At 72.9% G+C, this 23578-nt stretch carries 23 protein-coding genes and 1 pseudogene; 18 read left to right on the top strand and 6 right to left on the bottom strand.

From position 1 onward, the window contains the following. Positions 1 to 200: 200 nt before the first annotated feature. Positions 201 to 1607: a KamA family radical SAM protein gene (locus ACQ452_RS14010; RefSeq protein ID WP_433393810.1), complete on the bottom strand. Its 1407-nt coding sequence runs from the start codon at positions 1605 to 1607 to the stop codon at positions 201 to 203. A gap of 154 nt (positions 1608 to 1761) precedes the next feature. On the opposite strand from ACQ452_RS14010, the gene ACQ452_RS14015 reads away from it, so the two are divergent. The 9 genes and pseudogenes from ACQ452_RS14015 (at position 1762) to ACQ452_RS14055 (ending at position 12051) form a co-directional block, all read left to right on the top strand. Next, on the top strand, positions 1762 to 2811 hold the full coding sequence (locus tag ACQ452_RS14015) for a zinc-binding alcohol dehydrogenase (protein WP_433394140.1): 1050 nt from the start codon (positions 1762 to 1764) through the stop codon (positions 2809 to 2811). A 5-nt stretch (positions 2812 to 2816) separates the two neighbouring features. Next, positions 2817 to 4385 (top strand): amidohydrolase, encoded by a 1569-nt coding sequence (locus ACQ452_RS14020; protein ID WP_433393812.1) that lies wholly within the window; start codon positions 2817 to 2819, stop codon positions 4383 to 4385. 64 nt (positions 4386 to 4449) lie between these two features. Next, entirely contained in the window at positions 4450 to 6036 is a 1587-nt protein-coding gene (locus tag ACQ452_RS14025; RefSeq protein WP_433393814.1) for a lysine 5,6-aminomutase subunit alpha, read from the top strand. A 71-nt stretch (positions 6037 to 6107) separates the two neighbouring features. Then, positions 6108 to 6809 (top strand): OAM dimerization domain-containing protein, encoded by a 702-nt coding sequence (locus ACQ452_RS14030; protein ID WP_433394141.1) that lies wholly within the window; start codon positions 6108 to 6110, stop codon positions 6807 to 6809. After that, positions 6806 to 7198, top strand: coding sequence for a hotdog domain-containing protein (locus ACQ452_RS14035; protein ID WP_433393816.1), 393 nt, complete (start codon positions 6806 to 6808; stop codon positions 7196 to 7198). Before ACQ452_RS14030 ends, ACQ452_RS14035 begins: the two co-directional genes overlap by 4 nt. Then, a complete protein-coding gene (locus ACQ452_RS14040; RefSeq protein ID WP_433393818.1) occupies positions 7195 to 8532 on the top strand; it encodes a glutamate mutase L in 1338 nt (445 codons plus the stop codon). The genes ACQ452_RS14035 and ACQ452_RS14040 overlap by 4 nt, the downstream gene beginning before the upstream one ends. A gap of 552 nt (positions 8533 to 9084) precedes the next feature. Beyond that, a pseudogene (gene lnt / locus ACQ452_RS14045) lies at positions 9085 to 10637 on the top strand (apolipoprotein N-acyltransferase). Beyond that, entirely contained in the window at positions 10630 to 11436 is an 807-nt protein-coding gene (locus ACQ452_RS14050; protein ID WP_433393819.1) for a polyprenol monophosphomannose synthase, read from the top strand. The pseudogene lnt and the gene ACQ452_RS14050 overlap by 8 nt, the downstream one beginning before the upstream one ends. A gap of 84 nt (positions 11437 to 11520) precedes the next feature. Further along, a complete protein-coding gene (locus ACQ452_RS14055; protein ID WP_433393821.1) occupies positions 11521 to 12051 on the top strand; it encodes an FxsA family protein in 531 nt (176 codons plus the stop codon). A 71-nt stretch (positions 12052 to 12122) separates the two neighbouring features. On the opposite strand, the gene ACQ452_RS14060 is transcribed toward ACQ452_RS14055, so the two are convergent. Beyond that, positions 12123 to 12464, bottom strand: a complete 342-nt coding sequence (locus ACQ452_RS14060) for an RNA polymerase-binding protein RbpA (protein WP_433393823.1) — start codon at positions 12462 to 12464, stop codon at positions 12123 to 12125. 209 nt (positions 12465 to 12673) lie between these two features. On the opposite strand from ACQ452_RS14060, the gene ACQ452_RS14065 reads away from it, so the two are divergent. Continuing rightward, positions 12674 to 14155 carry a peptide MFS transporter gene (locus tag ACQ452_RS14065; RefSeq protein WP_433393825.1) on the top strand — a complete coding sequence of 494 codons (1482 nt, stop codon included), beginning with the start codon at positions 12674 to 12676 and terminating at the stop codon, positions 14153 to 14155. Positions 14156 to 14164: 9 nt separating this feature from the next. On the opposite strand, the gene ACQ452_RS14070 is transcribed toward ACQ452_RS14065, so the two are convergent. Further along, entirely contained in the window at positions 14165 to 14770 is a 606-nt protein-coding gene (locus ACQ452_RS14070; protein WP_433393827.1) for a pyridoxamine 5'-phosphate oxidase family protein, read from the bottom strand. A gap of 207 nt (positions 14771 to 14977) precedes the next feature. On the opposite strand from ACQ452_RS14070, the gene ACQ452_RS14075 reads away from it, so the two are divergent. The 3 genes from ACQ452_RS14075 to ACQ452_RS14085 all read left to right on the top strand — a co-directional run bounded on the left by ACQ452_RS14075 (position 14978) and on the right by ACQ452_RS14085 (position 16045). Beyond that, entirely contained in the window at positions 14978 to 15355 is a 378-nt protein-coding gene (locus tag ACQ452_RS14075; protein ID WP_433393829.1) for a DUF2089 domain-containing protein, read from the top strand. Between the two features lie 83 nt (positions 15356 to 15438). Further along, positions 15439 to 15612: a hypothetical protein gene (locus tag ACQ452_RS14080; RefSeq protein WP_433393830.1), complete on the top strand. Its 174-nt coding sequence runs from the start codon at positions 15439 to 15441 to the stop codon at positions 15610 to 15612. A gap of 10 nt (positions 15613 to 15622) precedes the next feature. Next, positions 15623 to 16045: an SHOCT-like domain-containing protein gene (locus ACQ452_RS14085; RefSeq protein ID WP_433393831.1), complete on the top strand. Its 423-nt coding sequence runs from the start codon at positions 15623 to 15625 to the stop codon at positions 16043 to 16045. Between the two features lie 170 nt (positions 16046 to 16215). Here the strand turns inward: ACQ452_RS14085 and ACQ452_RS14090 are convergent, their stop codons facing one another. Together ACQ452_RS14090 and ACQ452_RS14095 are read right to left on the bottom strand one after the other, a co-directional pair. Further along, positions 16216 to 17352 carry a hypothetical protein gene (locus tag ACQ452_RS14090; RefSeq protein ID WP_433393832.1) on the bottom strand — a complete coding sequence of 379 codons (1137 nt, stop codon included), beginning with the start codon at positions 17350 to 17352 and terminating at the stop codon, positions 16216 to 16218. A 35-nt stretch (positions 17353 to 17387) separates the two neighbouring features. After that, positions 17388 to 18734, bottom strand: coding sequence for an MFS transporter (locus tag ACQ452_RS14095; protein ID WP_433393834.1), 1347 nt, complete (start codon positions 18732 to 18734; stop codon positions 17388 to 17390). Positions 18735 to 18805: 71 nt separating this feature from the next. Here ACQ452_RS14095 and ACQ452_RS14100 point away from each other — a divergent pair, with 71 nt between their 5' ends. From ACQ452_RS14100 to ACQ452_RS14115, 4 genes are read left to right on the top strand one after another with little or no spacing between them, the layout of a single operon-like run. Next, positions 18806 to 19456 (top strand): TetR/AcrR family transcriptional regulator, encoded by a 651-nt coding sequence (locus ACQ452_RS14100; protein ID WP_433393836.1) that lies wholly within the window; start codon positions 18806 to 18808, stop codon positions 19454 to 19456. A gap of 60 nt (positions 19457 to 19516) precedes the next feature. Further along, a complete protein-coding gene (locus tag ACQ452_RS14105) occupies positions 19517 to 20842 on the top strand; it encodes a flavin-containing monooxygenase (RefSeq protein ID WP_433393838.1) in 1326 nt (441 codons plus the stop codon). Continuing rightward, positions 20839 to 21663: an SDR family NAD(P)-dependent oxidoreductase gene (locus ACQ452_RS14110; protein WP_433393839.1), complete on the top strand. Its 825-nt coding sequence runs from the start codon at positions 20839 to 20841 to the stop codon at positions 21661 to 21663. The genes ACQ452_RS14105 and ACQ452_RS14110 overlap by 4 nt, the downstream gene beginning before the upstream one ends. Before the next feature lie 9 nt (positions 21664 to 21672). Further along, complete coding sequence (locus tag ACQ452_RS14115) at positions 21673 to 22182, top strand: NUDIX hydrolase (protein WP_433393841.1); 510 nt, start codon at positions 21673 to 21675, stop codon at positions 22180 to 22182. A gap of 36 nt (positions 22183 to 22218) precedes the next feature. Here the strand turns inward: ACQ452_RS14115 and ACQ452_RS14120 are convergent, their stop codons facing one another. Next, positions 22219 to 22869 carry a LysE family translocator gene (locus ACQ452_RS14120; protein WP_433393843.1) on the bottom strand — a complete coding sequence of 217 codons (651 nt, stop codon included), beginning with the start codon at positions 22867 to 22869 and terminating at the stop codon, positions 22219 to 22221. 132 nt (positions 22870 to 23001) lie between these two features. Between ACQ452_RS14120 and ACQ452_RS14125 the strand changes: the two genes are divergently transcribed. After that, positions 23002 to 23532 carry a GNAT family N-acetyltransferase gene (locus ACQ452_RS14125; protein WP_433393845.1) on the top strand — a complete coding sequence of 177 codons (531 nt, stop codon included), beginning with the start codon at positions 23002 to 23004 and terminating at the stop codon, positions 23530 to 23532. The last annotated feature ends 46 nt before the right edge of the window (positions 23533 to 23578 follow it).

The raw sequence follows: 23578 nt of genomic DNA on the forward strand, positions 1-23578 counted from the left end.
GTCCCACCGTTCACCTAGTGTCCTAGGATGCCTTAGCCGGTGTGCGGGACCCGACGACCACCGAAAGAAGCCAGCACACCGCGCCAGGGACACGGGGACTGACGGAGAACGCGGCAGGGGAGCGCAGCGACCACGATGAAAACGCCGCGCCCCCGGGGCCGGTGGTCGGCTCCGGGGGCGCGGCGTCGTGTGGGTGGAGGTCAGTCGTCGCGGTGGGCGGCCCACCACTGCTGCCCGGTCTCGGGCAGGGTGTCGATCGGGTCGTAGTAGGCGTGCCGGCGGTCGAGCGCCTCGGCGTCGGCGGACTCGATGGAGGTGCGGTAGTTCTTCGTCCAGTACGAGATGCCGCGGTCGCGGTCGTACTCGGTGAGCATGTGCACCCAGCGCTTGCCGACGAAGGGCACGTCGCAGACGATGCGCGGGGTGGCGTAACCGGGCAGGTAGCCCATGATGTCGTGCTGGAGCTGCTGGGCGTGCCAGACCGGCACCCGCCAGTGCTCGGCGTTGGGGATCATGTCGCACATGTAGAAGTAGTACGGCAGGATGCCCGCTTCGCCCTGCAGGGCGAAGCAGAGGTCGAGCAGGTCGGGGGTCGTGGCGTTGACCCCGCGCATGAGCACGCCCTGGTTGCGTACGTCGCGCACGCCGACGTCGAGGGCGGTCTGGGCGGCCCGGGCGACCAGCGGGGTGAGCGACTGGGCGTGGTTGACGTGGGTGTGGATGGCGAGGTTGACACCGCGGCGGGAGGCGGTGCGGGCGACCCGTTCGAGGCCCTCGACGACGTCGGGCTGGAGCCAGTGCTGGGGCAGGCCCATGAGGGCCTTGGTGGCGAGCCGGATGTCGCGGATCGTCTCGATCTCGAGCAGCCGCATCAGGTAGGACTCGAGGTTCTTCCACGGGACGTTGGCCACGTCGCCGCCGGAGACGACGACGTCACGCACGCCGGGGTGGGCCTTGAGGTAGCCGATGTGGGCGTCGTAGCGGTCGACGGGCTTGAGGGTCAGCTTCAGCTTGTCGACCGCGGGCGTGGAGTTGCCCACGAGGTCCATGCGGGTGCAGTGCCCGCAGTACTGCGGGCAGGTGGAGAGCAGCTCGGCAAGGACCTTGGTGGGGTATCGGTGGGTGAGACCCTCGGCGACCCACATGTCGTGTTCGTGCAGCGAGTCGCGGCTGGCGTACGGGTGGGAGGGCCAGTCGGTGCGCCGGTCGGAGGCGACGGGAATCATGTAGCGCCGGATGGGGTCGGCGAGGAACGCCTCGGTCGTCATCGGCTCATGCGGGACCATGGTGTTGACCATCTGCGGCGGCACCAGCATGGACATGGTGGCCAGGGCCTTCTGGTCGGCCTCGAGGTCGGCGTAGAAGGACTCGTCGACCCCGTCGCCGAGGACGGTGCGCAGCTGCTTGATGTTCTTGACGCAGTTGACGCGCTGCCACTGGGCGTTCTCCCACTGCTCGCGGGTGACGTGGCGCCAGCCGGGGAAGCGGGTCCAGTCGGGTTCGACGAGGGGCGCGCGGCGGTATTCGTAGGGCTGTCCGGCGGTGGGGACCGCGACCGGCGCCGGGCGGGGCGCAGGGATGGTTTCCACCGGTTGGGTCTGGGTCACGGCCCCTCCTCGAAGTGTGTGGTTGATCAGCGACACCGAAGGCTACTGGAAAATATTCGGCAGAGAAATTAGTCTGCCGGAAGTTTTCCCGTTACGCGAGCCCTGGCCGGGGCTTCGAGCGGTACGACAGGGGGAGGTCGGCGTGACGTCACCGGTGGGTCTGCACCGAGTTGTCGAACCGGCGGGGGTGCTGCCGCAGGCGGCGTGGCGCCTGGACGCACGTCCGGAGATCGCACCGAACGAGGTGCGGATCCGGGTGGAGCGGTTGAACCTGGACGCGGCGAGTTTCCGGCAGTTGTGGGAGAAGCACGGCGGGGACGGCGACGCGGTGCGCGCCGAGGTGCTGCAGATCGTGTCGGCCCGGGGGAAGATGCAGAACCCGGTGACGGGTTCGGGCGGGATGCTGATCGGCACGGTGGAGCAGGCGGGGCGACGCTCGCCGCTGGGGTTGCAGGCGGGGGAGCGGGTGGCGACCCTGGTGTCGCTGACCTTGACGCCGCTGGTGATCCTCGACGGGTTGGCCCGCTGGGACGGGCGCAGTGAGCAGGTGCCGTGTGACGGGTACGCGATCCTGTTCGCCCGGTCGATCGTGGCGGTGCTACCGGCGGATCTCGATCCGCAGCTGTCCCTGGCGGTGCTGGACGTGTGCGGGGCGCCGGCGTTGACGGCGCGGGTGGTGTCGCGGTACGTGGCGGATCGTCAGCGGGCCGGGGATCCGACGCCGGTGCGGGTGGCGGTGATCGGGGGTGCGGGAAAGAGCGGGTCGCTGTCGCTGGCGGCGGCGCGGCGCGCGGGTGCCGCCCGTACGGTCGGGGTGGTGCCGGTGGTGGCGGAGCGTGACGCGCTGGCGGCGGTGGGGCTGGCGGACTCGGTGGCGTTGGCCGACGCCCGGGATCCGGTGGCGTTGTCGACGGCGGTGACGACGGCGTTGGGTGCGCCGGCGGACGTGACTGTGGTCTGCGTGGACGTGCCGGGTTGTGAGCACGGTGCGGTGCTGGCGACGGCCGATGGCGGCACCGTGGTGTTCTTCTCGATGGCGACGAGTTTCGCGGCGGCGGCGTTGGGGGCGGAGGGCCTGGCGGCGGACGTGACGATGCTGGTCGGCAACGGGTACGTGCCGGGGCATGCGGAGTTCGCGCTGGGTCTGCTGCGGTCGGAGTCGGGGGTGCGGGCGTTGTTCGAGGCGCGGCTGGCGGCAGACTGATGGTCATGACGAACCCCTCGATCCTGTACCGCGGCGGGACGCTGCACTGCCCGGCTGATCCGCGTGCGACGGCCCTGCTGGTGAGCGACGGCAGGATCTCCTGGCTGGGGGCGGACGCGGATGCGCCGGGTGCCGACCGGGTGGTGGACCTGGACGGGGCGTTGGTGACGCCGGCGTTCGTCGACGCGCACGTGCACGCGACGGACACGGGGTTGGCGTTGTCGGGGCTGGATCTGTCGGCGGTGCGTTCGGCGGGGGAGCTGCTGGCGGCCGTGGCGGGGTTCGCGGCGGGGTTGCCGTCGGATGCGGTGGTGCTAGGGCACGGCTGGGACGAGTCGGCGTGGCCGGTGGCGGCCCTGCCGGACGCGGCGGCGTTGGACCGGGCGGCCGGGGGGCGGCGGCTCTATCTGTCGCAGGCGTCGATCCATTCGGCGTTGGTGTCGGCGGCGATGTTGGCGGCGTGTCCGCGGGTGGCCTCGGCGGCGGGGTACGACGCGTCGGGGTGGTTGCGGCGGGACGCGCATCACGTGGTGCGGGCGGCGGCGTTCGGGTCGGTGTCGGCGGCGCAGCGGGTGGCGGCGCAGCGGGCGGCGTTGGCGCACGCGGCGTCGTTGGGTGTCGCGGCGGTGCATGAGTGTGGTGGTCCGGAGATTTCCGGCGAGGAGGACTTCGCGGGGCTGTTGGCGTTGTCGGGTGACGGCGTGGCGGAGGTGTACGGGTACTGGGGTGAGCTGCTGGGTGCGGCGCGGGCCCGGGAGCTGGGTGCGGTGGGTGCCGGGGGTGATCTGTTCGCCGACGGGGCGTTGGGGGCGCGTACGGCGCATCTGTCGCGGGACTACCTGGATGGTGACGGGGGTCGCGGTCACGGGTACCTGGATGCGGGGCAGGTGGAGGCGCATCTGTTGGACTGTGCGGCGCACGGGGTGCAGGGCGGTTTCCACGCGATCGGTGACGCGGCGATCTCGACGGTGCTGGAGGGTTTCGCGGGGGCGGCGCAGCGGCTGGGTACGGAGCGGGTGCGGGCGGCGCGGCATCGTGTCGAGCACGCGGAGATCATGGACAAGCGGTTGATCGCGGGGTTCGTGGAGTTCGGGATCGTGGCGAGTGTGCAGCCGGCGTTCGACCGGTTGTGGGGTGGCGCGGGTCGGATGTACGAGTCGCGGTTGGGGTTGGACCGGTCGTTGGCGTCGAATCCGGTGGGGGCGATGCACGGCGTCGGGGTGGCGTTGGCGTTCGGGTCGGACTCGCCGGTGACGCCGTTGGATCCGTGGGGTGCGGTGCGGGCGGCGGTGTGGCATCACAGTCCGACGCAGCGGATGAGTGTGCGTTCGGCGTTCGCGGCGCATACGCGTGGTGGGTGGCGGGCGGTGCGCCGGGACAACGAGGGTGTGTTGGCGTTGGGGGCGCCGGCGACGTTCGCGGTGTGGTCGACGCCGGCGGGGTTGGAGCGGGGGTTGCCGGTGTTGTTGGCGCAGGATCCGGAGGCGCGTGGTCCGCAGGATCCGACGCCGTTGCCGGTGTGTCGGCGCACGGTGTTGCGCGGTGACGTGATCTTCGAGGAAGGGTCTTCGTGAGCGGGCGAACCATCGGTATGGCACGGGCGCAGGGCGTGGTCGTGGGGCGGGGCGGGGTGAGGGTGTGACGGGCAAGCTTGATCTTGATCCGCGGCTGGTGGCGCGGGCGCGGGAGTTGGCGCGGCGGGCCGGTCAGCCGGTGGTGGATCTGGCGCGTAGCCACACGACGGTGTCGGTGGAGCGGGCGGTGTTGCGGCTGGCCGGGGTGTCCGGGGCGGATCCGGACGGGATTCCGTGGGTGAACCGGCTGGTGGACGCGGTGGTCGCGGACGTGGGGTTGGGGCACGGGGTGGCGGTGCCGGTGTTCGACGCGTTGGTGCGGGAGCAGATCGCGGACGTGACGTTGCTGGCGCAGAAGGCGGCGGCGGGGTCGGTGCGGTTCGAGGTGCCGGTTGGTAGGGCGGCCACGGCGGCGCGTAGGTCCGCGCGTCGGGCGGTCGGTGCGGGGGTGCGGTTGATCGATCGGCGGCGTGCGGAGCGGGATCGTCTGGTGCGGCGGTTCGGTGATCCGGTGCAGCGGCCGTGGATCTATCTGATCGTGGCGACCGGCGACATCTACGAGGACATTCCGCAGGCGCAGGCGGCGGCGCGCGCGGGTGCGGACGTGATCGCGGTGATCCGGTCGACGGGGCAGTCGTTGTTGGACTATGTGCCGGAGGGGGCGACCCGCGAGGGTTTCGCGGGCACGTACGCGACGCAGGAGAACTTCCGGTTGATGCGGGCGGCGTTGGACGAGACGTCGCGGGAGTTGGGCCGTTATGTGCGGCTGACGAACTACGCGTCGGGTCTGTGTATGCCGGAGATGGCGGCGTTGGCGGGCCTGGAGCGGCTGGACATGATGTTGAACGACTCGATGTACGGGATCTTGTTCCGGGACATCAATCCGGTTCGGACGTTCGTGGATCAGCGGTTCTCGCGTCAGGTGCACGCGCGGGCGGGGATCATCATCAACACCGGTGAGGACAACTACCTGACGACGGCGGACGCGGTGGACGAGGCGCACACGGTGACGGTGTCGCAGTTGCTCAACGAGTTCTTCGCGCACGAGGCGGGGTTGGCGGACTGGCAGTTGGGTCTGGGGCACGCGTTCGAGATCAATCCTGATGTGCCGGAGTCGTTGCGGTTGGAGTTGGCGCACGCGTTGTTGGCGCGGGAGTTGTTCCCGGACGCGCCGTTGAAGTGGATGCCGCCGACGAAGCACATGACGGGGGACGTGTTCCGGGGGAATCTGCTGGACGGGTTCTTCAATCTGGTGGGTGCGCTGACGGGGCAGGGGATCCTGTTGGTGGGGATGATGACCGAGGCGGTGGTGACGCCGTGGTTGTCGGATCGGGACATCGCGTTGCAGAACGTGCGGTACGTGCTGGGTGCGGCGGGTGGGTTGCACGAGGACTTCGTGCCGGCGTCGGGCGGGTTCATCCAGCAGCGGGCGAATCGGGTGCTCGGTGAGGCGACCGAGTTGTTGGAGCGCATCGGTGAGCAGTCGTTGTTGACGGCGATCGCCGAGGGCACGTTCGGGATCATGAAGCGGCCGGCGGACCGGGGCAAGGGGTTGGCGGGGGTGGCCGCGCACGAGGCCGACTATTTCAATCCGGCGACGGAGATCCTGGAGGCGCCTGCGGTGGCGGGTGCGGAGGTGGTGGGGGCGTGAGTGCCGTCGAGGCCGGTGGGGACGCCGGGAAGAGGATCGTGCGCCCGTACGGTGACACGACGGGCGACGGCATGGTGCAGGTGTCGTTCACGTTGCCGGTGTCGCACGACAAGCGGGCCGAGGGCGCGGCGGTGCAGTTGGCGAACAAGATGGGCATCGATCCGGCGATGCTGGTGCACGCCAAGCCGATGAGTGACGGGTTCACGTTCTTCGTGGTGTACGGGCGGGTGAACCATCTGGTGGACCTGTCGGCGGTGCAGGTGGTGGAGCGTGATTTCCCGCTGTTGTCGGCGAAGGAGGTCAACGCGGTGGTGAAGCGGCGGTTGCGGCGCAAGGTGTCGGTGGTGGGGGCGTGCATCGGCACGGACGCGCACACGGTCGGCATCGACGCGATCCTCAACGTCAAGGGCATCGCGGGGGAGAAGGGCCTGGAGTACTACCGGGAGTTGAAGGTCACGAACCTGGGTGCGCAGGTGAGCGTGCCGGAGTTGGTGGAGGCGGCCCGGGTGGAGCGGGCGGACGCGGTGCTGGTGTCGCAGGTGGTGACGCAGCGTGACGCGCATCTGCACAACACGCGGGAGATGTCGGCGGCGTTCCGGGAGGCGATGCCGGCGGGGCGGCGGCCGTTGCTGATCGTGGGTGGGCCGCGCTTCGACGAGAAGATGGCCGGTGAGTTGGGTGTGGATCGCATCTTCGGTCGGGGGACGACTCCGGGTGAGGTGGCGAGTTTCCTGGTGCATGCGTTGATCACGGACAAGAGGGCGAAGGCATGAGTGATTCCCGGGTGGGTCTGACGGTCGTGCACCGGCGGTACGTGCCGTATTCGCATGCCCACTACGCGGGCAACCTGGTCGACGGGGCGTACGCGTTGGGGTTGTTCGGGGACGTGGCCACGGAGGTGTGTATCCGCACCGACGGCGACGAGGGGTTGTTCGCGTCGTACGCGGATGTGCAGTTTCGTGCCGCGATGCGGGCGGGCGACGTGCTGGAGGTGTCGGCGACGGTGACGCGGGTGGGTACCCGCAGCCGGACCATCGATTTCGTGGCGTCGGTGGTGTGCCGGGGGCGTCCGGATCGGGGTGAGTCGGCGGCGGAGGTGCTCGCGGAGCCGATCGTGGCGGTCACGGCGACCGGCACGGTGGTCGTTCCGCCGGTGGCGTGAGATACGCGCTCTGCGCCGACGTGGGGTCCACGTACACGAAGGTGGCGGTGGTGGATCTCGACGCGGGCGCGTTGGTGGCGGCGTCGGCGGCGCCGACGACGGTGGGCACGGACGTGCTGCACGGCCTGGACGCGGCGGTGGGTGCGGCGGCGTCGGGTCTGGCGGTGGGTGCGGCGCCGTGGTACGTGTGTTCGTCGGCCGGTGGTGGGTTGCGGTTGGCGGTCGTCGGCTATGAGCCGTTGGTGACGGCGCAGGCGGGTCGGCGGGTGGGGCTGTCGGCGGGCGCGAACGTGGTGCATGTGGCGGCGGGTCGGCTCGGCGCGGCGGAGTTGGCCGGGTTGCGGGCGGCCCGCCCGGACGTGGTGTTGCTGGTGGGTGGCACCGACGGCGGTGACGCGGAGACGTTGACGCACAACGCGACGCGGCTGGCACGGGCGCGGTGGCGGGTGCCGGTGGTGTTGGCGGGCAACGTCGATGTCCGCGACGACCTGCATGCCCTGCTGGCTTCGGCGGGGGTGCCGGTGACGGTGGCCGACAACGTGCTGCCGCGCATCGGGGTGTTGGCGCCGTCGTCGGCGCGGGCGGCGATCCGGGAGGTGTTCCTGCGGCATGTGATCGGTGGCAAGCGGCTGTCGCGGGGTTCGCGTTTTGCGCGGCTGGTGCGGGCGGCGACTCCCGACGCGGTGCTGACGGGGGTGGAGGTGCTGGCCGACGCCCTCGGTGGTGATCTGGTGGTGGTCGACGTGGGTGGCGCCACCACCGACGTGTATTCGGTGTTGACGCCGGACGAGCGGGCCACCGGGCCGGGGCGTGAGGTGGCGGGGTCGCTGTGGCGGGCCCGTACCGTCGAGGGGGACCTGGGGGTGCGGTGGAGCGCCCCGGGGGTGGTGCGGGCGGGCGTGGAGGAGCGGTTGCTCGGCGACGCGGAGCGCGACGAGTTGGCGGCGGGTGCGGCGGCGCGGGCCGGTGATCCGGGTTTCCTGCCGTCGGGGGACGCGGAGCGGGCGGTGGATGCCCGGATCGCGGCGTTGGCGGCGACGGTGGCGTTGCGGCGGCACGCCCGGGGGGTGGGCACGGGGGAGCGGGCTGGCCGGGACCTGCGTGACGTGCGGTTGTTGGTGGGTTCCGGTGGGGTGTTGCGGCATGCTTCGGCCGCGGCTTCGGCCGGTGTGTTGGGTGCGGTGCTGGCTGATCATGGTGGTGGGTGGGCGTTGCCGCGGGCGGCCCGGCCGGTCGTCGACTCGGACTACGTGTTGGCCGCCGGTGGGTTGTTGGCGGCCGAGCATCCGGGGGCGGCGGTGGCGTTGCTGCGCCGGCACCTGGGCACGGATTGAGACTCGCCGACGCGACACGCCGTGGCGCATCACACGACAGGCCCGGGTGGGTTGACAGCGGCGGGGGTCCGCGCCGTACCGTCTTTGAGTCCTACTACGGGAAGCGGCTGTTGTTCGCTTCGTCCCTTCGTCCGCTGGCCGAGCGACATGTGAGCAGTGCGTCGCGGCGGCCAGGTCCAGCGGGCGGGGGTCGGCGGGGCGGCGCGAACCGGCCGCGGTTACCGGTGTACGGGCAGGGTGAGGTGCACGGCCAGTAGACAACGGCCGGGCGGGGGCAGCCAGTCCCGCGTCAGGTCGGTCCGAAGGTCGGCGTAGCTCATTCTCGCCCCACCGGCCGGGAAGGGCCTGGGAGCATCGGGGCGCGGCTTAGGCCGCGCCCCGATTTGTTGTCCGGGCCCTGCACGGCCTGTCCGCCGTGTCGAGGGTGGTGTCGGGCGGGCGGGTAGCCTTCGGCCTGTGATCGTGGGAAGCGTGCCGGCCAGCGACAGCAGCGTGCCGGGTGTCGGGCCGGTGGGGCTTGCGCCGGCGGTGCCGTTGCGGGTGGCCGTGCCGATGGCGGTGGTGGCCGGGTTGGCGTTGCTGGCGGCGTTTCCCCCGTACGGGCTGTGGCCGCTCGCGCCGCTGGGTGTGGCGTTGTTGGCGGCGGCGACGCATCGCCGGCGGGCGCGCGCGGGCGCCGGGTTGGGGTTCCTGACCGGGGTGGCGTTGTTCGCGCCGCTGTTGAGCTGGACGAACCTGCACACCGGGTATCTGCCGTGGGTGCTGCTGTCGCTGTTGCAGGCCGGTTACCTGGCGCTGCTGGGCGCGGCGGGGGCGTACGCGTCGCCGCTCGTGCAGCGGTGGCGGTGGGGTTGGCCGGTGGTGGCCGGGGCGTTGTGGGTGGGGCAGGAGGCGCTGCGTGACCGCACCCCGTTCGGGGGGTTCCCGTGGGGGCGGTTGGCGTTCAGCCAGGACGATTCGCCGTTGCTGCGGTTGGCGGCGGTGGGTGGGGCGCCGCTGGTGACGTTCGCGGTGGCGTTCACCGGTGGGTTGCTCGCTGCGGCGCTGTGGCATTTGTGGCAGGTGCGCCGTGGGGGGCGGCGGTGGCTGCCGGTGGTGGCGCTGGGTGCGGCGGTGCTCGTGGTGCCGGCGGTGGGGTTGTCGGTGCCGGTGGCGGCTTCGGGCACCGGTGACGCGGTCACGGTGGCGATCGTGCAGGGCAACGTGCCGCGTCTCGGGTTGGACTTCAACGCCCAGCGGCAGGCGGTGCTCGACAACCATGTCGACGCGACGCTCGAGTTGGCGGGTCAGGTGGCCGCCGGGGGGCGGGCGCGTCCCGACCTGGTGGTGTGGCCGGAGAACTCCAGCGACATCGACCCGCTGCGTGATGCCGCGGCCGGGGCGCGTATCTCGCGGGCCGCCGACGCGGTGGGCGTACCGATCCTGGTGGGGGCGGTGCTGCGTGGCCCGGGGGAGGGGGAGGTCCGCAACGCCGGGATTCTGTGGCGTCCGGGCAGCGGTGCGGATCTGGAGCAGTTGTACACGAAGCGGCATCCGGTGCCGTTCGCCGAGTATGTGCCGATGCGTGACGTGGCGCGGCTGGTCAGCAAGCAGGTCGACCGGGTACGCGCCGATTTCGTGCCCGGCAGCGAGCCGGGGGTGCTGCGGGCCGGTGCGGTGGTGCTCGGCGACGTGATCTGCTTCGAGGTCGCCTACGACGAGGTGGTGCGCGACACCGTCACGGGTGGGGCGCAGTTGCTGGTGGTGCAGACCAACAACGCGACGTTCGACGTGGCGGAGGCGCGCCAGCAGTTGGCCATGGTGCGGTTGCGGGCGGTGGAGCACGGCCGGCCGGCGTTGATGGCCTCCACGGTCGGGGTGTCGGGGTTCGTTGCCCCGGATGGGCGGGTAAGCGACGCCACCGGATTCAACACCCGGGAGGTCGTGGTGCGGCAGCTGCGGCTGGCGGAGCGGCGCACCCTGGCCACGCGGCTCGGGCTGTGGCCGGAGGTGGCGTTGGCCGCCCTGGCGGTGGCGGCCCTGGTCGGCGCGGGCGTGCTGCGCCGCCGGCAGCACGCGGGGTGACATCAGCCGGTACGCCGGCGGAGGGGGGCGGCGGTGGGTGAGACGACCGGCACCCGGGGGAACGGGGGTCATCCGGGCGTGGGGCGGGTCCTCGTGGTGATCCCGACCTACGACGAGGCCGACAACGTGGCGCAGATCGTGGCGCGGGTGCGCGGGGCCGCGCCGTCGGTGGAGGTCCTGGTCGCCGACGACAACAGTCCCGACGGCACGGGCGCGCTCGCCGACGCCCTGGCCGCCGCCGACGCGCGGGTGCACGTGCTGCACCGTGAGGGCAAGCAGGGCCTCGGTGCGGCGTACCTGGCGGGGTTCGCGTGGGCGCGTGAGCGGGGCTTCGACGCGGTGGTGGAGATGGACGCGGACGGTTCGCACGCCCCTGAGGACCTGCCGGCGTTGCTGGCGGCGGCCCGCGACGCCGACGTGGTGATCGGGTCGCGGTGGGTGCGGGGCGCGCGGGTGTTGAACTGGCCGTTGCGGCGGCTGCTGCTGTCGCGGTGCGGCAACCTGTATGCGCGGTTGGCGTTGAAGATGCCGTTGTCCGACGCGACGGGCGGTTACCGGGTGTACCGGTTGGCGGCCCTGGACGAGATCGACCTGCAGTCGGTGTGTTCGCAGGGTTACTCGTTCCAGGTGGAGCTGTCGCGGTTGGCGCACCGCTCGGGGGCGCGCATCGTCGAGGTGCCGATCACGTTCGCGGAGCGGGAGCGCGGTAGCAGCAAGATGAGTCCGCTGATCGTGGCGGAGGCGCTGTGGCGGATCAGCGCGTGGGGGATGCAGGATCGACGGTTGGCGGTGCGTCGGGGCCTGCACGGCACCCCGACCGGTCAGGTGCGGTGGCCCTGAGCGGGGTCGTGTCATGCTGGACGGGGCGCCGGTGCCCGCGCGGGGTCTCCGCGCCGGGGTGCCGCCGAAGGCGAATGGGGTGAGATGCGCCGAGGACTGAGGTTTGTGCCGTTGGCCCTGTTGGTGGCGGTGCTGCTGGAGTTGGTGGTTTTCGTCGCGGTGGGGCGGGCGATCGGGTTCGGCTCGGCGCTGCTGGCGGTGTTCGCGGCGTCGCTGCTCGGGCTGGTGCTGTTGCGGCGTGAGGGGATGCGGGCCTGGCGGGGTTTCCGGGAATCGGCGCAGGCGGGCCGCCCGCCCGGCGGGCAGGTGACCGACGGTCTCGTCGGGCTGGGCGGTGCGTTGCTGCTGGCGACGCCGGGCCTGCTCAGTGCCCTGGTGGGGCTGTTGCTGCTGGTGCCGCCGGTGCGCCGGCTGGCGCGTGCCGGGGTGCAGGGCGCCGCCGAGCGGCGGGTGTCGTCGATGGTCGCCGGTGACCTGTTCGGGCCCCGCCGGGTGCGGGTGCGTCGCGGGCAGCCGCAGGAACCGGCGTCGCCACCGCCGCCGGCCGCGCCGCCGAGCGTCGTGGACGGTGGGCGTGCCATCGAGGGCGAGATCGTCGAGCCCGGCCGGAACTGATCGTAGGCCGACACACACACGGCGCCCCGGGAAGCGGATGCTTCCCGGGGCGCCGTGGTTGTCGGTGTGGCTCAGGCGCGGCCGCGGCGGGTGCGGACCTCCTGCAGCCGCTCGGCGAGGATCTCCTCCAGCTCGGCGATGGAGCGCCGCTCCAGCAGCATGTCCCAGTGGGTGCGCGGCGGCTTGGCCTTCTTCTGCTCCGGCTCGTTGCCGTCGACCAGCCGGGCCACGCTGCCGTCGAACTTGCACTCCCAGGTCATGGGGACCTCGGCGTCGACGGCGAACGGCACCTCGAACTGGTGGCCCTTGGCGCAGAGGTACTCGCGGGTCTGACGCGGCGCGAGCTCCGTGTTGCGGTCGGATTCGTAGCTGACCGCGCCCAGACGGCTACCACGCAGCATACGCTCGCCCATGATCGACTTCCCCTCGTTGTGGTGCTGGTCTTCTCGGTGTAACGGCCCGTTGCCGCCGGGTCATTCCCGCCCGGGCACCCGGGCGTAACTGCACAAGGGTAGCCGGCCATGGCGACCGCCCGGCGGGGTCGCCCCGGGCCGCGTCGGCCGGGTGGAGTGTTTCCACCGCCAACGGGGATGTTAGCCGTCCCCGTACCGCGGAGGTTGCGATGGCCGGTGACGCGCCGCTCGGCGTCCGAGCACCCACCGGGCGGACGTTCTTCGGCCACCCGTGGGCCCTGTCCACGCTGTTCCTCACCGAGATGTGGGAACGGTTCAGCTTCTACGGGATGCGGGCGATCCTGGTGCTGTACCTGACCGCGTCGGTGGCCGACGGCGGGCAGGCCATGGAGCAGGCCACCGCCAGCGCGGTCTACGGCGCCTACAACGCCATGGTGTACCTGATGGCGCTGCCCGGCGGTTGGGTCGCCGACCGGCTCATCGGCGCGCGGCGCAGCGTGTTGTGGGGCGGTGTGATCATCGCCGTCGGGCACTACGTGATGGCGATCCCGGTGCCGTGGAGCGTGTTCGCCGGCATGGCGCTGATCGTAGTCGGTACGGGCCTGCTCAAACCCAACATCTCCACCATGGTCGGCGACCTGTACGACCGCGACTCCCCACGCCGTGACGCCGGCTTCTCGCTGTTCTACATGGGCATCAACCTCGGCGGGTTCGCCGCGCCGCTGATCACCGGACTCCTCGGCGAGAAGATCAACTGGCATCTGGGCTTCGGTGCCGCCGCGATCGGCATGACCTTCGGTGTGATCCAGTACGTGCTGGGCCGGCGCAACCTCGGCGACGCCGGCGCGCGGCCCGCCGATCCGCTGCTCGGGGCGGACCGCCGGCGGGCGTTGATCCGGGTGGCCGTGGGGAGCGGGGCGCTCGTGCTCGCCGTCGTCGTGCTCGCCGTGTTCGGGGCGTTGACCGTCGACGTCGTGGTGAACCTGCTGACCGCGGCCACCGTGCTGATCACCGTCGGCTACTTCGTGCGGATCATGGTGGACCGGGAGTTGAGCGCCACCGAACGCAGCCGGATGAAGGCGTACGTGTGGCTGTTCGTCTTCGCCGCGTCGTTCTGGCTGATCTACGACCAGGCCGGTTCGGTGCTGAACATCTTCGCCGCCGAGAACACCGACCGTGACGTCGCCGGGTTCACCTTCCCCGCGTCCTGGCTCCAGTCGGTCAACCCGATCCTGATCATCGTCGGGGCGCCGCTGTTCGCGCTGCTGTGGCTGCGCCTGGGCAACCGGGTCGCCACCCCGGTGAAGTTCGCCGTCGGGTTGGTGCTCAACGGTCTGTCGTTCGTGCTGATGGCCGCCGCGGCGCAGGCCGCCGTCGGCGGCGACCTGGTCTCCCCGTGGTGGCTGGTGGCCGTCTACGCCATCCAGGTCGCCGGTGAGCTGTCACTGAGCCCCGTCGGGCTGTCGGTCACCACCAAGCTGGCGCCGGTGAAGTATGCCAGCCAGATGATGGGGCTGTGGTTCCTGGCCAGCTCCGTCGGCGACGCCGTCGGCGGGCAGGTGGCGCGGCTGGCCGACACCTGGCCAGAACCCACCTACTTTCTCACCTTCGGCCTCGCCTCGGTCGCCCTCGGGCTCGGCGCGGTGATGTTCGCCCGGCACATCCGCGCCCTGATGGCCGGCATCCACTGACCCGGACGGTCAGCGGCCCGCGCTCGTGGGCCCCGGGGTCGGTGGCAGCGGCAGCGGCAGGCCCGGCAGCCCGTCGATGCTGTGGGCCACGTGGTCCTTGCCGGCGAAGTAGGCGCTCAGCGACGCGTCGTCCTCCCGGGCGAACCGTCTGGCGTGCAGGTCACGGTCGGCGTCGTAGGACATGAACGGCACCGCGTAGCCGCAGGTGTCGCGGATCAGTTCGGCGTGCACGACGATGATGGCCCGCAGGCCGTGCAGGCTGGTGTCGATGTCGGGGAAGTGCGCCATGAGCTCGCCCCAGCGAGGGTCGTCGCGGAACACCGGCTCGCCGCGCCCGTGCACCCGCACGATGTTCGGTGGCCCCTCGAAGGCACACCACATGAGCGTGACGCGGCCGTTCTCGCGCAGGTGCGCGATCGTCTCGGCGTTGCTGCCCGCGAAGTCCAGGTATGCCACGGTGTGCGCGTCGAGGACCGCCCACGAGCCACGCAAGCCCTTGGGGGACAGGTTGATGGTGCCGTCGCCCGACAGCGGGGCCGTGGCGGTGAAGAACATCGGTTGGGCCTCGATGAAGCTGCGCAGCCGGCCCTCGACGCGTTCGTGTGTCTTTCCCATCCCGACATCGTCACCTGACAGCCGCCCGGCTGCTGCCCCGGGTCGCCGCCGTCGTACGACAGCTCGCCGATGTCTCCCCCAGCAGGACGCGGCGACGATCCGTACGCGGTCGCCGTCGGCGTCAGAGAGCAGCGACCCCCACGGCCAAAATAAAGAAATCAAGGTCAACATCTACAAAATTAATTCAAGGGTGGATATAACTTAGACATGACAGAGCAGGTGATGGACTGGCAGGAACTCACGGACCTGACCCGGGGTCAGCCGTTCGTCGTCGAGCGGGTACGCCTGGCGGGCAGCGGCGTGGCGATCGAGGGCGAGTTCGAGCCGCCGCAACTGGCGCAGCTCAACGTGGCGGATCAGGTCTTCGTCACGGCGTTCGTGCGGTGCCACGGCTCCATCAAGGAGATGGAGCGGATCTTCGGGGTGAGCTACCCGACGGTCAAGTCACGACTGCACCGGATCACGCAGATGCTCGACTTCGTCGAGACCGATCCGGCGCCGTCGCGGGCCGACGTCATCGACCGGTTGCGCCGCGGCGAGATCACCGCCCAGCAGGCGGTCTCCGAGCTGGAGGGCCACGCGTGATGCCGCGGTCGGTCACCGTACGGGTGCGACGCCGCTCCGGTCGTCCCGTCCGGATCTGGGTCCCGGTGCTTCCCGTCGTGCTCGTGTTCTCGCCGCTCGTGGTCCTGGTCGTGCTGGCGGCGGCCGTGGCCTGTCTCGCGTACCGCGTCAGCGTGGCGCGCGCGCTCGGCACCGGTTGGCGCGTCGTCTCCGCGCTGCCCGGCACCCGGGTCGACATCGAGCAGGGCCGCACGGCCCTGCTCGTCACCATCCGATAGGGAGTAATCGATGAACGAACAACGCAAGGACATCCTCGACATGCTGGCCGAGGGCAAGATCACCGCAGTGGAAGCGGAGCAGCTCATCGCCGCGTTGGAGCGCCACCAGCCGCCGGCGGCGTCGAGTCCCGACGCCCGGCCGAAGAACAAGGCGAAGTACCTGCGGGTGGTGGTGGACACCGTCGACGACGGCGAGCCGGGCCGGGTCAACATACGGGTGCCGCTGCAACTGCTACGGGCCGGCGTACGGCTGGCGGCCCTGATCCCGCCGCAGGCACTGGGCCACGCCAACGCCGAACTGAACAAGTCGGGTGTGCCGTTCGACCTGACGCAGCTCAAGCCCGAACAGCTCGAGACGCTCGTGGAGCACCTCGACGAGATGACCGTGGAGGTGGACCAGCCCGATGCCAAGGTGCGCGTCTTCTGCGAGTAGCCGCCGTCGAGCCGGACGGACCCTCGGGAGGGTGCGGGAACACCCTCCCGAGGCCGCGTCCGCTACCGCAGAAACGGTTGAACCGCGAATCTGAATGCTAACGCTCGGCCGGGCGGGCCTACGTCGACACCGGCGAGGCCCGCGTCGGCTGAAGGCCCCGCTCGGGTCGCTCAGGCGCCCTGCCGGGCGGGGCCGGGGGAGCCGAGGTTGGCCAGGGCGGCGGCGAGGTGGCTGACCTGGTCGGCGAGTTGGGCCGTGCGCCGCTGCGCCTCGTCGCGGTCGGTCTCGGCGGCGCGTAGCCGTACCGCCAGGTCGCCGGCACGGCCCTCGGCGTCGCTCGCGGCCGCGCGCGCGGCGGCCAGGTCGGCGCGCAGCGTGTCGTGGCGGCCGGCGAGGTCGGCCAACTCCGCGCGGGCCTGTTCGGCGCTCGCGTCGGCGCGCTGCCGGGCGGCCTCGGCGTCGCGGCGGGTGGCGTCTGCGCGTTGCCGGGCCGTGTCGGCCTCGGCGGCGGCCGTGCGGGCGACGTCAGCCTCGGCGCGGGCCTGCTCGGCACGCTCGCGGGCCTGTTCGGCGTCGGCGTGCAGGCGCTGCGCGCGGTCCAGCGCCTCGGTGGCGGCGCGCGTCGCCCGGTCTGCGTCGGCGCGGGCGGCGTCGCGCTCGCCGGTGAGTTCGGCGGCACGGCGGCGCTCGACGTCCACCTCGGCGCGCAGCGCACGCAGCTCGTGGCGGGCGGTGTCGCGGTCCCGCTCAGCCTGCGTCCGCAGGGCCTCGGCGGCGCTGGCCTGCCGGCGGGCGTCGTCGCGGGCGGCCTCCGCCCGGTCGGCGCGCTCGAGCGCCGCAGTGGCCCGCTCGACGGCGCGCCGGGCCTCGTCGTGGGCGGCGTCCCGCTCGGCGGCGGCGGAGCGGGCCTGCTCGCGGGCCCGGACGGCGTCCGCGGCCGCATCCTCGGCGTCGCGGCGGGCCTCGTCGCGTTCCGTCTGTGCCGCCGCGACCTGGGTCGCCGCGTCGGCGCGGGCCTGCGCGAGCTGGCGTTCCACGCCGACCGGGGACAACTCGGCGTGCAGCGCCTCGGCGAGGCTCTCGGCGACCTGCTCCAGCCGGTCCACCGCCTCCCAGGTGCGGGCCACCTGACCGGGCAGGCCGGGGGCGTTGCGGTGCCGCATCCGGCTGTTGCGTGAGGCCCGCTGGCAGGCGCCGTCGTTGTCGCGGCAGTAGCGGAACGGCCGGCCCGCGCCGGCGCGCTGCGGCACCTGGCGGCCGCAGTGGGCGCAGGGGCGGGTCTCGGCAGGGGTGGGCTCGGCGTCCATCGAGGGCGGAGTCTACTGCCGGGGGGCCCGGCCGCTCAGCCGGCCGTGCGGGCCGCCCGGTCGAGGGTGTAGCGGCGTTGCAGCAGCAACGCGACGAGCATCGCCGCCGCCGGCAGCAGCCCGAAGCCCCAGCGGATCGCGTCGACCGCACCGTCGGGCTGGGTGACGCTGTCGCCTGCGGTGGAGGCGACGAAACCGCCGGCCGCCAGGCACAGCGAGTACGCCCACGGGCCCAGCGCCGCGCCGGTGGCCTCGGTGGCGGTCCAGACCCCGGTGTAGGTGCCGGCGGCGCCGCCGCCGGCACGGATCACGTCGGGCACCATCGAGAACGGCAGCAGTTGCATCCCGGCGAACGCGACCCCGAGCACCGCCACGGCGGCCACCAGCACCGGCAGTCCCGCCGGGCGGCCGACGGCGAGAACCAGCGAGCCGACCGCGAAGGCGCCCTGCGCGCCCAGCAGCGCGCGCTGCTTGCCGAAGCGGCGGGCCACCGCCAGCCAGGCCGGGGTGACCAGCAACGCCGGGGCGACGAAGGCGGCCACCAGCACGGTGGTCAGGCCGGGGCGACCCAGCTCGTACTCCGCGTAGTAGGGCACCGCGGCGAGGACCAGGTGGGTGGTGGTGGACATGGCCAGGTACGCGGCGACCAGCCAACGGAACTGCCGGTCGCGCAGCGCCTCGGCCAGGCCGCGCCAGCCGCCGACGTGCGGTGCGGGCGGCGCGGCGGCGGCCCGGCGCAGCCGGCCGATGCCGGCCACCCCGATGAGCATGGCGGCCAGCATCCCGACGGCCAGCAGCACGCCCATGCGCTGGTAGCCGCCCCGGGTGGGGTTCTCTCCGCCGGTCAGCAGTGGGGCCAGCAGCCCGGAGACGAGGATGCCGAGGGTCAGCACCACCATCCGGAAGGCCATCAGCCGGGTCCGCTCGTGGTAGCCGATCCGCAGGTCGGCGGGGGTGGCCAGGTAGGGCACCTGGTAGGCGGCGAAGAGCAGGTTGCCGGCGACGAAGGCGAGCGCCACCCAGGCGGCGGCCGGCGCGCCGGTGAGCGCTCCGGGCACGGCGAAGAGAGTGGCGAAGGCGAGCGGCAGGGCGCAGCCGAGCAGCAGCAGGCGGCGTCGGTCGCCCCGGCGGGCCTGCTCGACGTCGCAGCGGTGCCCGACCCAGGGGTGCAGCAGCACGTCGGCGACCTTGGGCAGCAGCAGCGCCAGGCCGGCCAGCCAGGGGGCGACGGCCAGCACGTCGGTGAGGAAGTAGAGCAGCAGCAACCCCGGCACGGTCACCCAGACGCCCATGCCGAGGGAACCGGCGGCGAAGCCGACCAGTGGCCCGCGGGGCAGGGTGGTGGCGTCGGTGTCGGCCTGCTGGTGGTGGAGCCCGGTCATGGCGGCCTTCCTCTCCGGGCGCGCCGCCCGCAATCCAACGGATGCTGGATTGTAGGGGGAGAATGGCGGCCATGACCATGCCTCGCCGTCGACCCGGGCGGCCCCGTCGTGAGCAGAGCCGGCCCACCCGGGAGGTGGTGCTCGCCGCGGCGAGCGCGCTGTTCGCCCGGCGGGGCTTCGACGCCGTCGGGCTGCGGGAGGTCGCGGCGGCGGCCGGCGTCGACGTCGCCACGGTCTCGCACCACACGGGTACGAAGGCGCAGCTCTACGACGCCTGTTTCGCCCGGGTCTTCGCCGCCGAGCGGGAGGTGCTGCAGGCGGCGGCCGGGCGGGCCCGCGGTGCGCTCGACGGCGGGCCGACCGAGGCCCGGCGTGCGCTGCACGAGCTGGTCGACGTGTTCGTGGACTTCCTGGAGGACCGGCCGGAGACCACCTCGTTGTGGCTGCGCCGCTGGCTGGAGCCGCAACGGCACGCCGAACTCGACGAGCGGTACGCGGCCCCGCTCTACCGGCTGGTGACCGATCTGCTGGCCGCCGCCGCGGCGAGTGGGGCGTTGGTCGAGCCGGCGCCGCACGTGACGGTACGCAGCCTCGTGTGGGCGGTGCACGGTCACGTGGTGGCCCTGGCCGCGAGCGGCGGTTCGCAGGCGCGCGAGCGGCGGGAGTTCCGTGCCTTCGTGCACCGCTTCCTCGACGGCCTGTACGGCCCGGCGACGCCTTGACGGACGACCGCCGCCGGGGCCATTATCCAACGCACGTTGGATTAGTGGGAGGAGTTGGCGATGGGCGCACAGCCGACCGTGGCGGTGGTGGGCGCGGGCGCGGCCGGGCTGGCCACCCTCAAGGCGCTCGCCGACGTCGGGGTGCCCGCCGTCTGCTTCGAGACGGCCGACGCCGTCGGTGGCCTCTGGGTGTACGGGGCGCCCGGCTCGCCCGCGTACCGGACCCTGCACCTGAACACCAGCAAGGCGCGCACCCAGTTCGCCGACCACCCGATGCCGGCGCACTGGCCCGACTACCCCGACCACACCCGGGTCGCCGGCTGGCTCACCGACTACGCCGACCGCTTCGCGCTGCACGAGGCGGTGCGGTTGCGGCACACCGTCGAGCGGGTCGTGCGCGAACCCGACGGCCGGTGGACGGTGCACGCCGACGGACCCGACGGCCCGACCGACGTCACCGTCGCCGCCGTGGTGGTCGCCAACGGCCACAACCGGGTGCCGAAGCCACCCACCCCCGAATACCCGGGCACCTGCACCACGAAGCAGATGCACAGCCATGACTACCGGGGCCCCGAGCAACTCGCCGGCCGGCGCGTCCTGGTCGTCGGCGGCGGCAACTCCGCCATGGACATCGCCGTCGACGCCTCGTACGCGGCCGAACGCACCCTGCTGTCGTTGCGCCGGGGCGTCTGGGTGGTGCCGAAACACCTCCTGGGCCGCCCGTCCGACACCCTCAACGGCGCGCTGGCCCGACGGCTGCCGTGGCGGCTGCGCCAGCGCGTCACCCAAGGGATGCTCGCCGCGACCGTCGGCACACCCACCCGCTACGGCCTGCCCGCCCCCACCCACGGTTTCCTCCAGGACCACCCGACGCTGTCGGACGGGTTGCTGTCCCGGCTGACCCACGGCGAGATCGAGCCCCGCCCCGGCATCGCCGGCTTCGACGGTGCGCGCGTCACCTTCACCGACGGCCGCGCCGACGAGATCGACCTGGTGATCTGGTGCACCGGCTACCGGGTGGAAATTCCGTTCCTCGACCCCGCGCTGCTCGGCGACGGGGCGGACACCCTGCCGCTGTACCGGCACGTGTTCCACCTCGACGCGCCCGGCCTGGCGTTCGTGGGGCTGATGCAGTCGACCGGCGCCGCGTTCCCGCTGGTCGAGGCGCAGGCCAGGCTGGTCGCGGCGCAACTGTCCGGCCGCTACACCCTGCCCGCGCCGCAGGCGCAGCGCGCCGCCTGCCGGGCCGAGCTGCGCGCCGCCGCCGCCCGGTGGGGGCAGCGCCGACCCGCGATGCGGGTGGACTTCGACGCGTACCTGGCCGAGCTGGGGCGGGAACTGGCCGCCGGCACCCGCCGCGCCCGCGCCGCCGGGGCCACCCGATGAGCCGGCTGGCGCGGCGCAGGGTGCTCGTCACCGGGGCCAGCGGCACCTTCGGCCGGCAGCTGTGCGCCGCGTTGACCGCCGCCGGGGCCCGGGTCGTCGGCGTCGACCGCCAGCCGGGCACCATCGACGGCGTGCCGGTGCTCGGCTGCGACCTGACCGACCCGGCCGCCGTGCCGCCGGTGGTCGCCGCCGCCGTGGACCGGCTCGACGGGCTGGACCTGCTGATCAACAACGCCGGCGTCGGCGGACCCGCCCCGGCGGAGCTGCCACCGGACGAGGTGGTGCGCCAGCAGCTGGAAGTCAACCTGCTCGCCGCCTGGCGGACCACCGCAGCCGCGCTGCCCGCCCTGGAGGCCGCACGCGGCCGGGTCGTCTTCGTCGCCAGCCGGATGGCCCTGCTGCCGCTGCCCCTGGCCGCCGCGTACGGGGTCAGCAAACGGGCGCTGGTCGCCTACGCCGACGCGCTGCGCCACGAGGTGGGCACCCACGTCGGGGTGAGCGTCGTCTACCCCAGCATGGTCGCCTCGCCGATCCACGACAGCACCGTCGACGCCGGGCTCTCCCTCGACGGGGTGTCCCGCCCGGAGCCGGTGCAGGGGGTCGTCGCGGCGATCCTGCGCGCCGCCACCGCCCGGCGGGCGCCCCGGGACGTGGCCACCACCCGACGCGGGCGCCTGGAGCTGGCCCTCGCCCGGCACGCGCCGGCGCTGGCCGACCGGGTCGTGCGGCGTACCGTCGCCACCCGGATCGCCGCCGGCGACCTGGACGCCGCGCCGTTGGCCGCCGGGATGCTGCGCCGGCACCGCGGGGCCGCCGGCTAGCCTGACCGGGTGGGCATCTCCCCGTACGTCGCCAAGCTGCGCGTCCACGTCGGCCACGACCTGCTCCTGCTGCCCGGTGTCAGCGGAGTCGTCCGCGACGACGCCGGGCGGGTGCTGCTGGCCCGGCGTGCCGACAACGGCCGCTGGTCGGTGCCGGCCGGCCTCGTCGAGTCCGGCGAGCAACCCGCCGACGCGGTCGTGCGGGAGGTGTACGAGGAGACCGGCGTGCACGTGCGCGTCGAGGGGGTCGCCGGCGTCGCGACGCACCCCGTCGTCTATCCCAACGGGGACGTCTGCGAATACCTCAACGTGTGGTTCCGGTGCCGGGCGGTGGGTGGCGAGCCACGGGTCAACGACGACGAGTCCACCGAGGTGGCCTGGTTCGACCCCGCCGACCCGCCGGAACTCGACGAGTGGTCGCGGCTGCGCATCAGCACCTCGCTGCGCGCGGACGGCCCCGTCTGGCATGCCGCTCCCGGCGAAGCGCATCCCGCCCTCGGACAGCCCGACGCGCTCTGAGCGCCGGGTCAGCCCGCGCTGTGCCGCCCGGTCAGGTCAGGGCAGGGCGACGGCGGCACGGGAGCGGTCGGTGGCGATGCGCACCGCCAGCCCCGCCAGCACCGTGCCCATCACCAGCCGCTGCACCCGCAGCCACAGCGGCCGGCGGGCGAAGAAGTCGGCGAGCGCGCCGGCACCGAACACGATCAGCGTGTTCACCGTCAACGCCACCACGATCTGGGTCAGCCCCAGCAGCAGGCTCTGCGCCGCCACGTGCCCGCGCGCCGGGTCGATGAACTGCGGCAGCAGCGACACGTAGAGGATCGCGATCTTCGGGTTCAGCAGGTTGGTGACCAGGCCCATGGTGAACAGCCGCCGCGTCGGATCCGGCGGCAGCGCCACCGGCGCGAACGGCGACTGCCCGCCCGGGCGCAGCGCCTGCCAGGCCAACCAGAGCAGGTATCCCGCGCCGGCCAGCTTGACCGCCGTGTAGAGGGCGGGCACCAGCACGAAGACCGTGGCGATGCCGGCGACGGCGGCGGCCAGGTAGACGCCGAACCCGGCGGCGACACCGAGCAGCGACACCAGCCCCGCCCGCCGGCCCTGGGTCACCGACCGGGACACCAGGTAGACCATGTTCGGGCCGGGGGTCAGCACCATTCCCAGCGCCACCAGCGCGATACCCACCAGCGCACCCGTACCGACCATGGTGTCCCCCGTCTCGCCCGACTCACCGCGACCCTACGCCGCGCGCCGCCGGGCCGTTGGCCCTGTTTCGGCGTGCCGCCCGAGCGGTCCGCCGGCCCCCACCGCCGGGCCGGCCACGGGCACACTGGCCCGATGTTGCACGCCCCCGCCACCCCGCTCCTGCCGGAACTGCTGCTGCGGCCCTGGCGCGACGCCGACGCCGACGCACTGATCGCCGCATACCACGATCCCGTGCTGCGGCGCTGGACGCGCGCGCCGGTGACCACGACCGCCGAGGCGCACCGGTTCCTGGCCGCGGCCAGCCGGGACTGGGCCGACGGCCGCCGGTTCAGCTTCGCCGTGCTGGAACCGTCGCCGGGCGGCGAGACCCTGGTGGCGCAGGTGATCCTCAAGAACGTCACCGCCGACGGTGACCATGCCGAGGTCGGCTACTGGACCGCCGCGCCCGCCCGAGGCAGGGGGGTGGCCGGGCACGCCCTGGCGACCGTCACCGACTGGGCGTTCGCCAGGTTCGCCGCCCTGCGGTGGCTGGACCTGATGCACCAGGTCGACAACCCGGCGTCCTGCCGGGTCGCGGAGAAGGCCGGCTACCCCTTCCAGGAGGTGCTGGCGGCCCGGCCGCCGTTTCCCCGCGACGGGCACCGCCACGCCCGCTGGGCCTGACGCCCGGCCGACGGCGCCGGCTGCCCGGACTGCTCGCGCTACCGTG

The organism is Micromonospora sp. KLBMP9576 (assembly GCF_050941805.1).
GTDB lineage: Bacteria > Actinomycetota > Actinomycetes > Mycobacteriales > Micromonosporaceae > Micromonospora.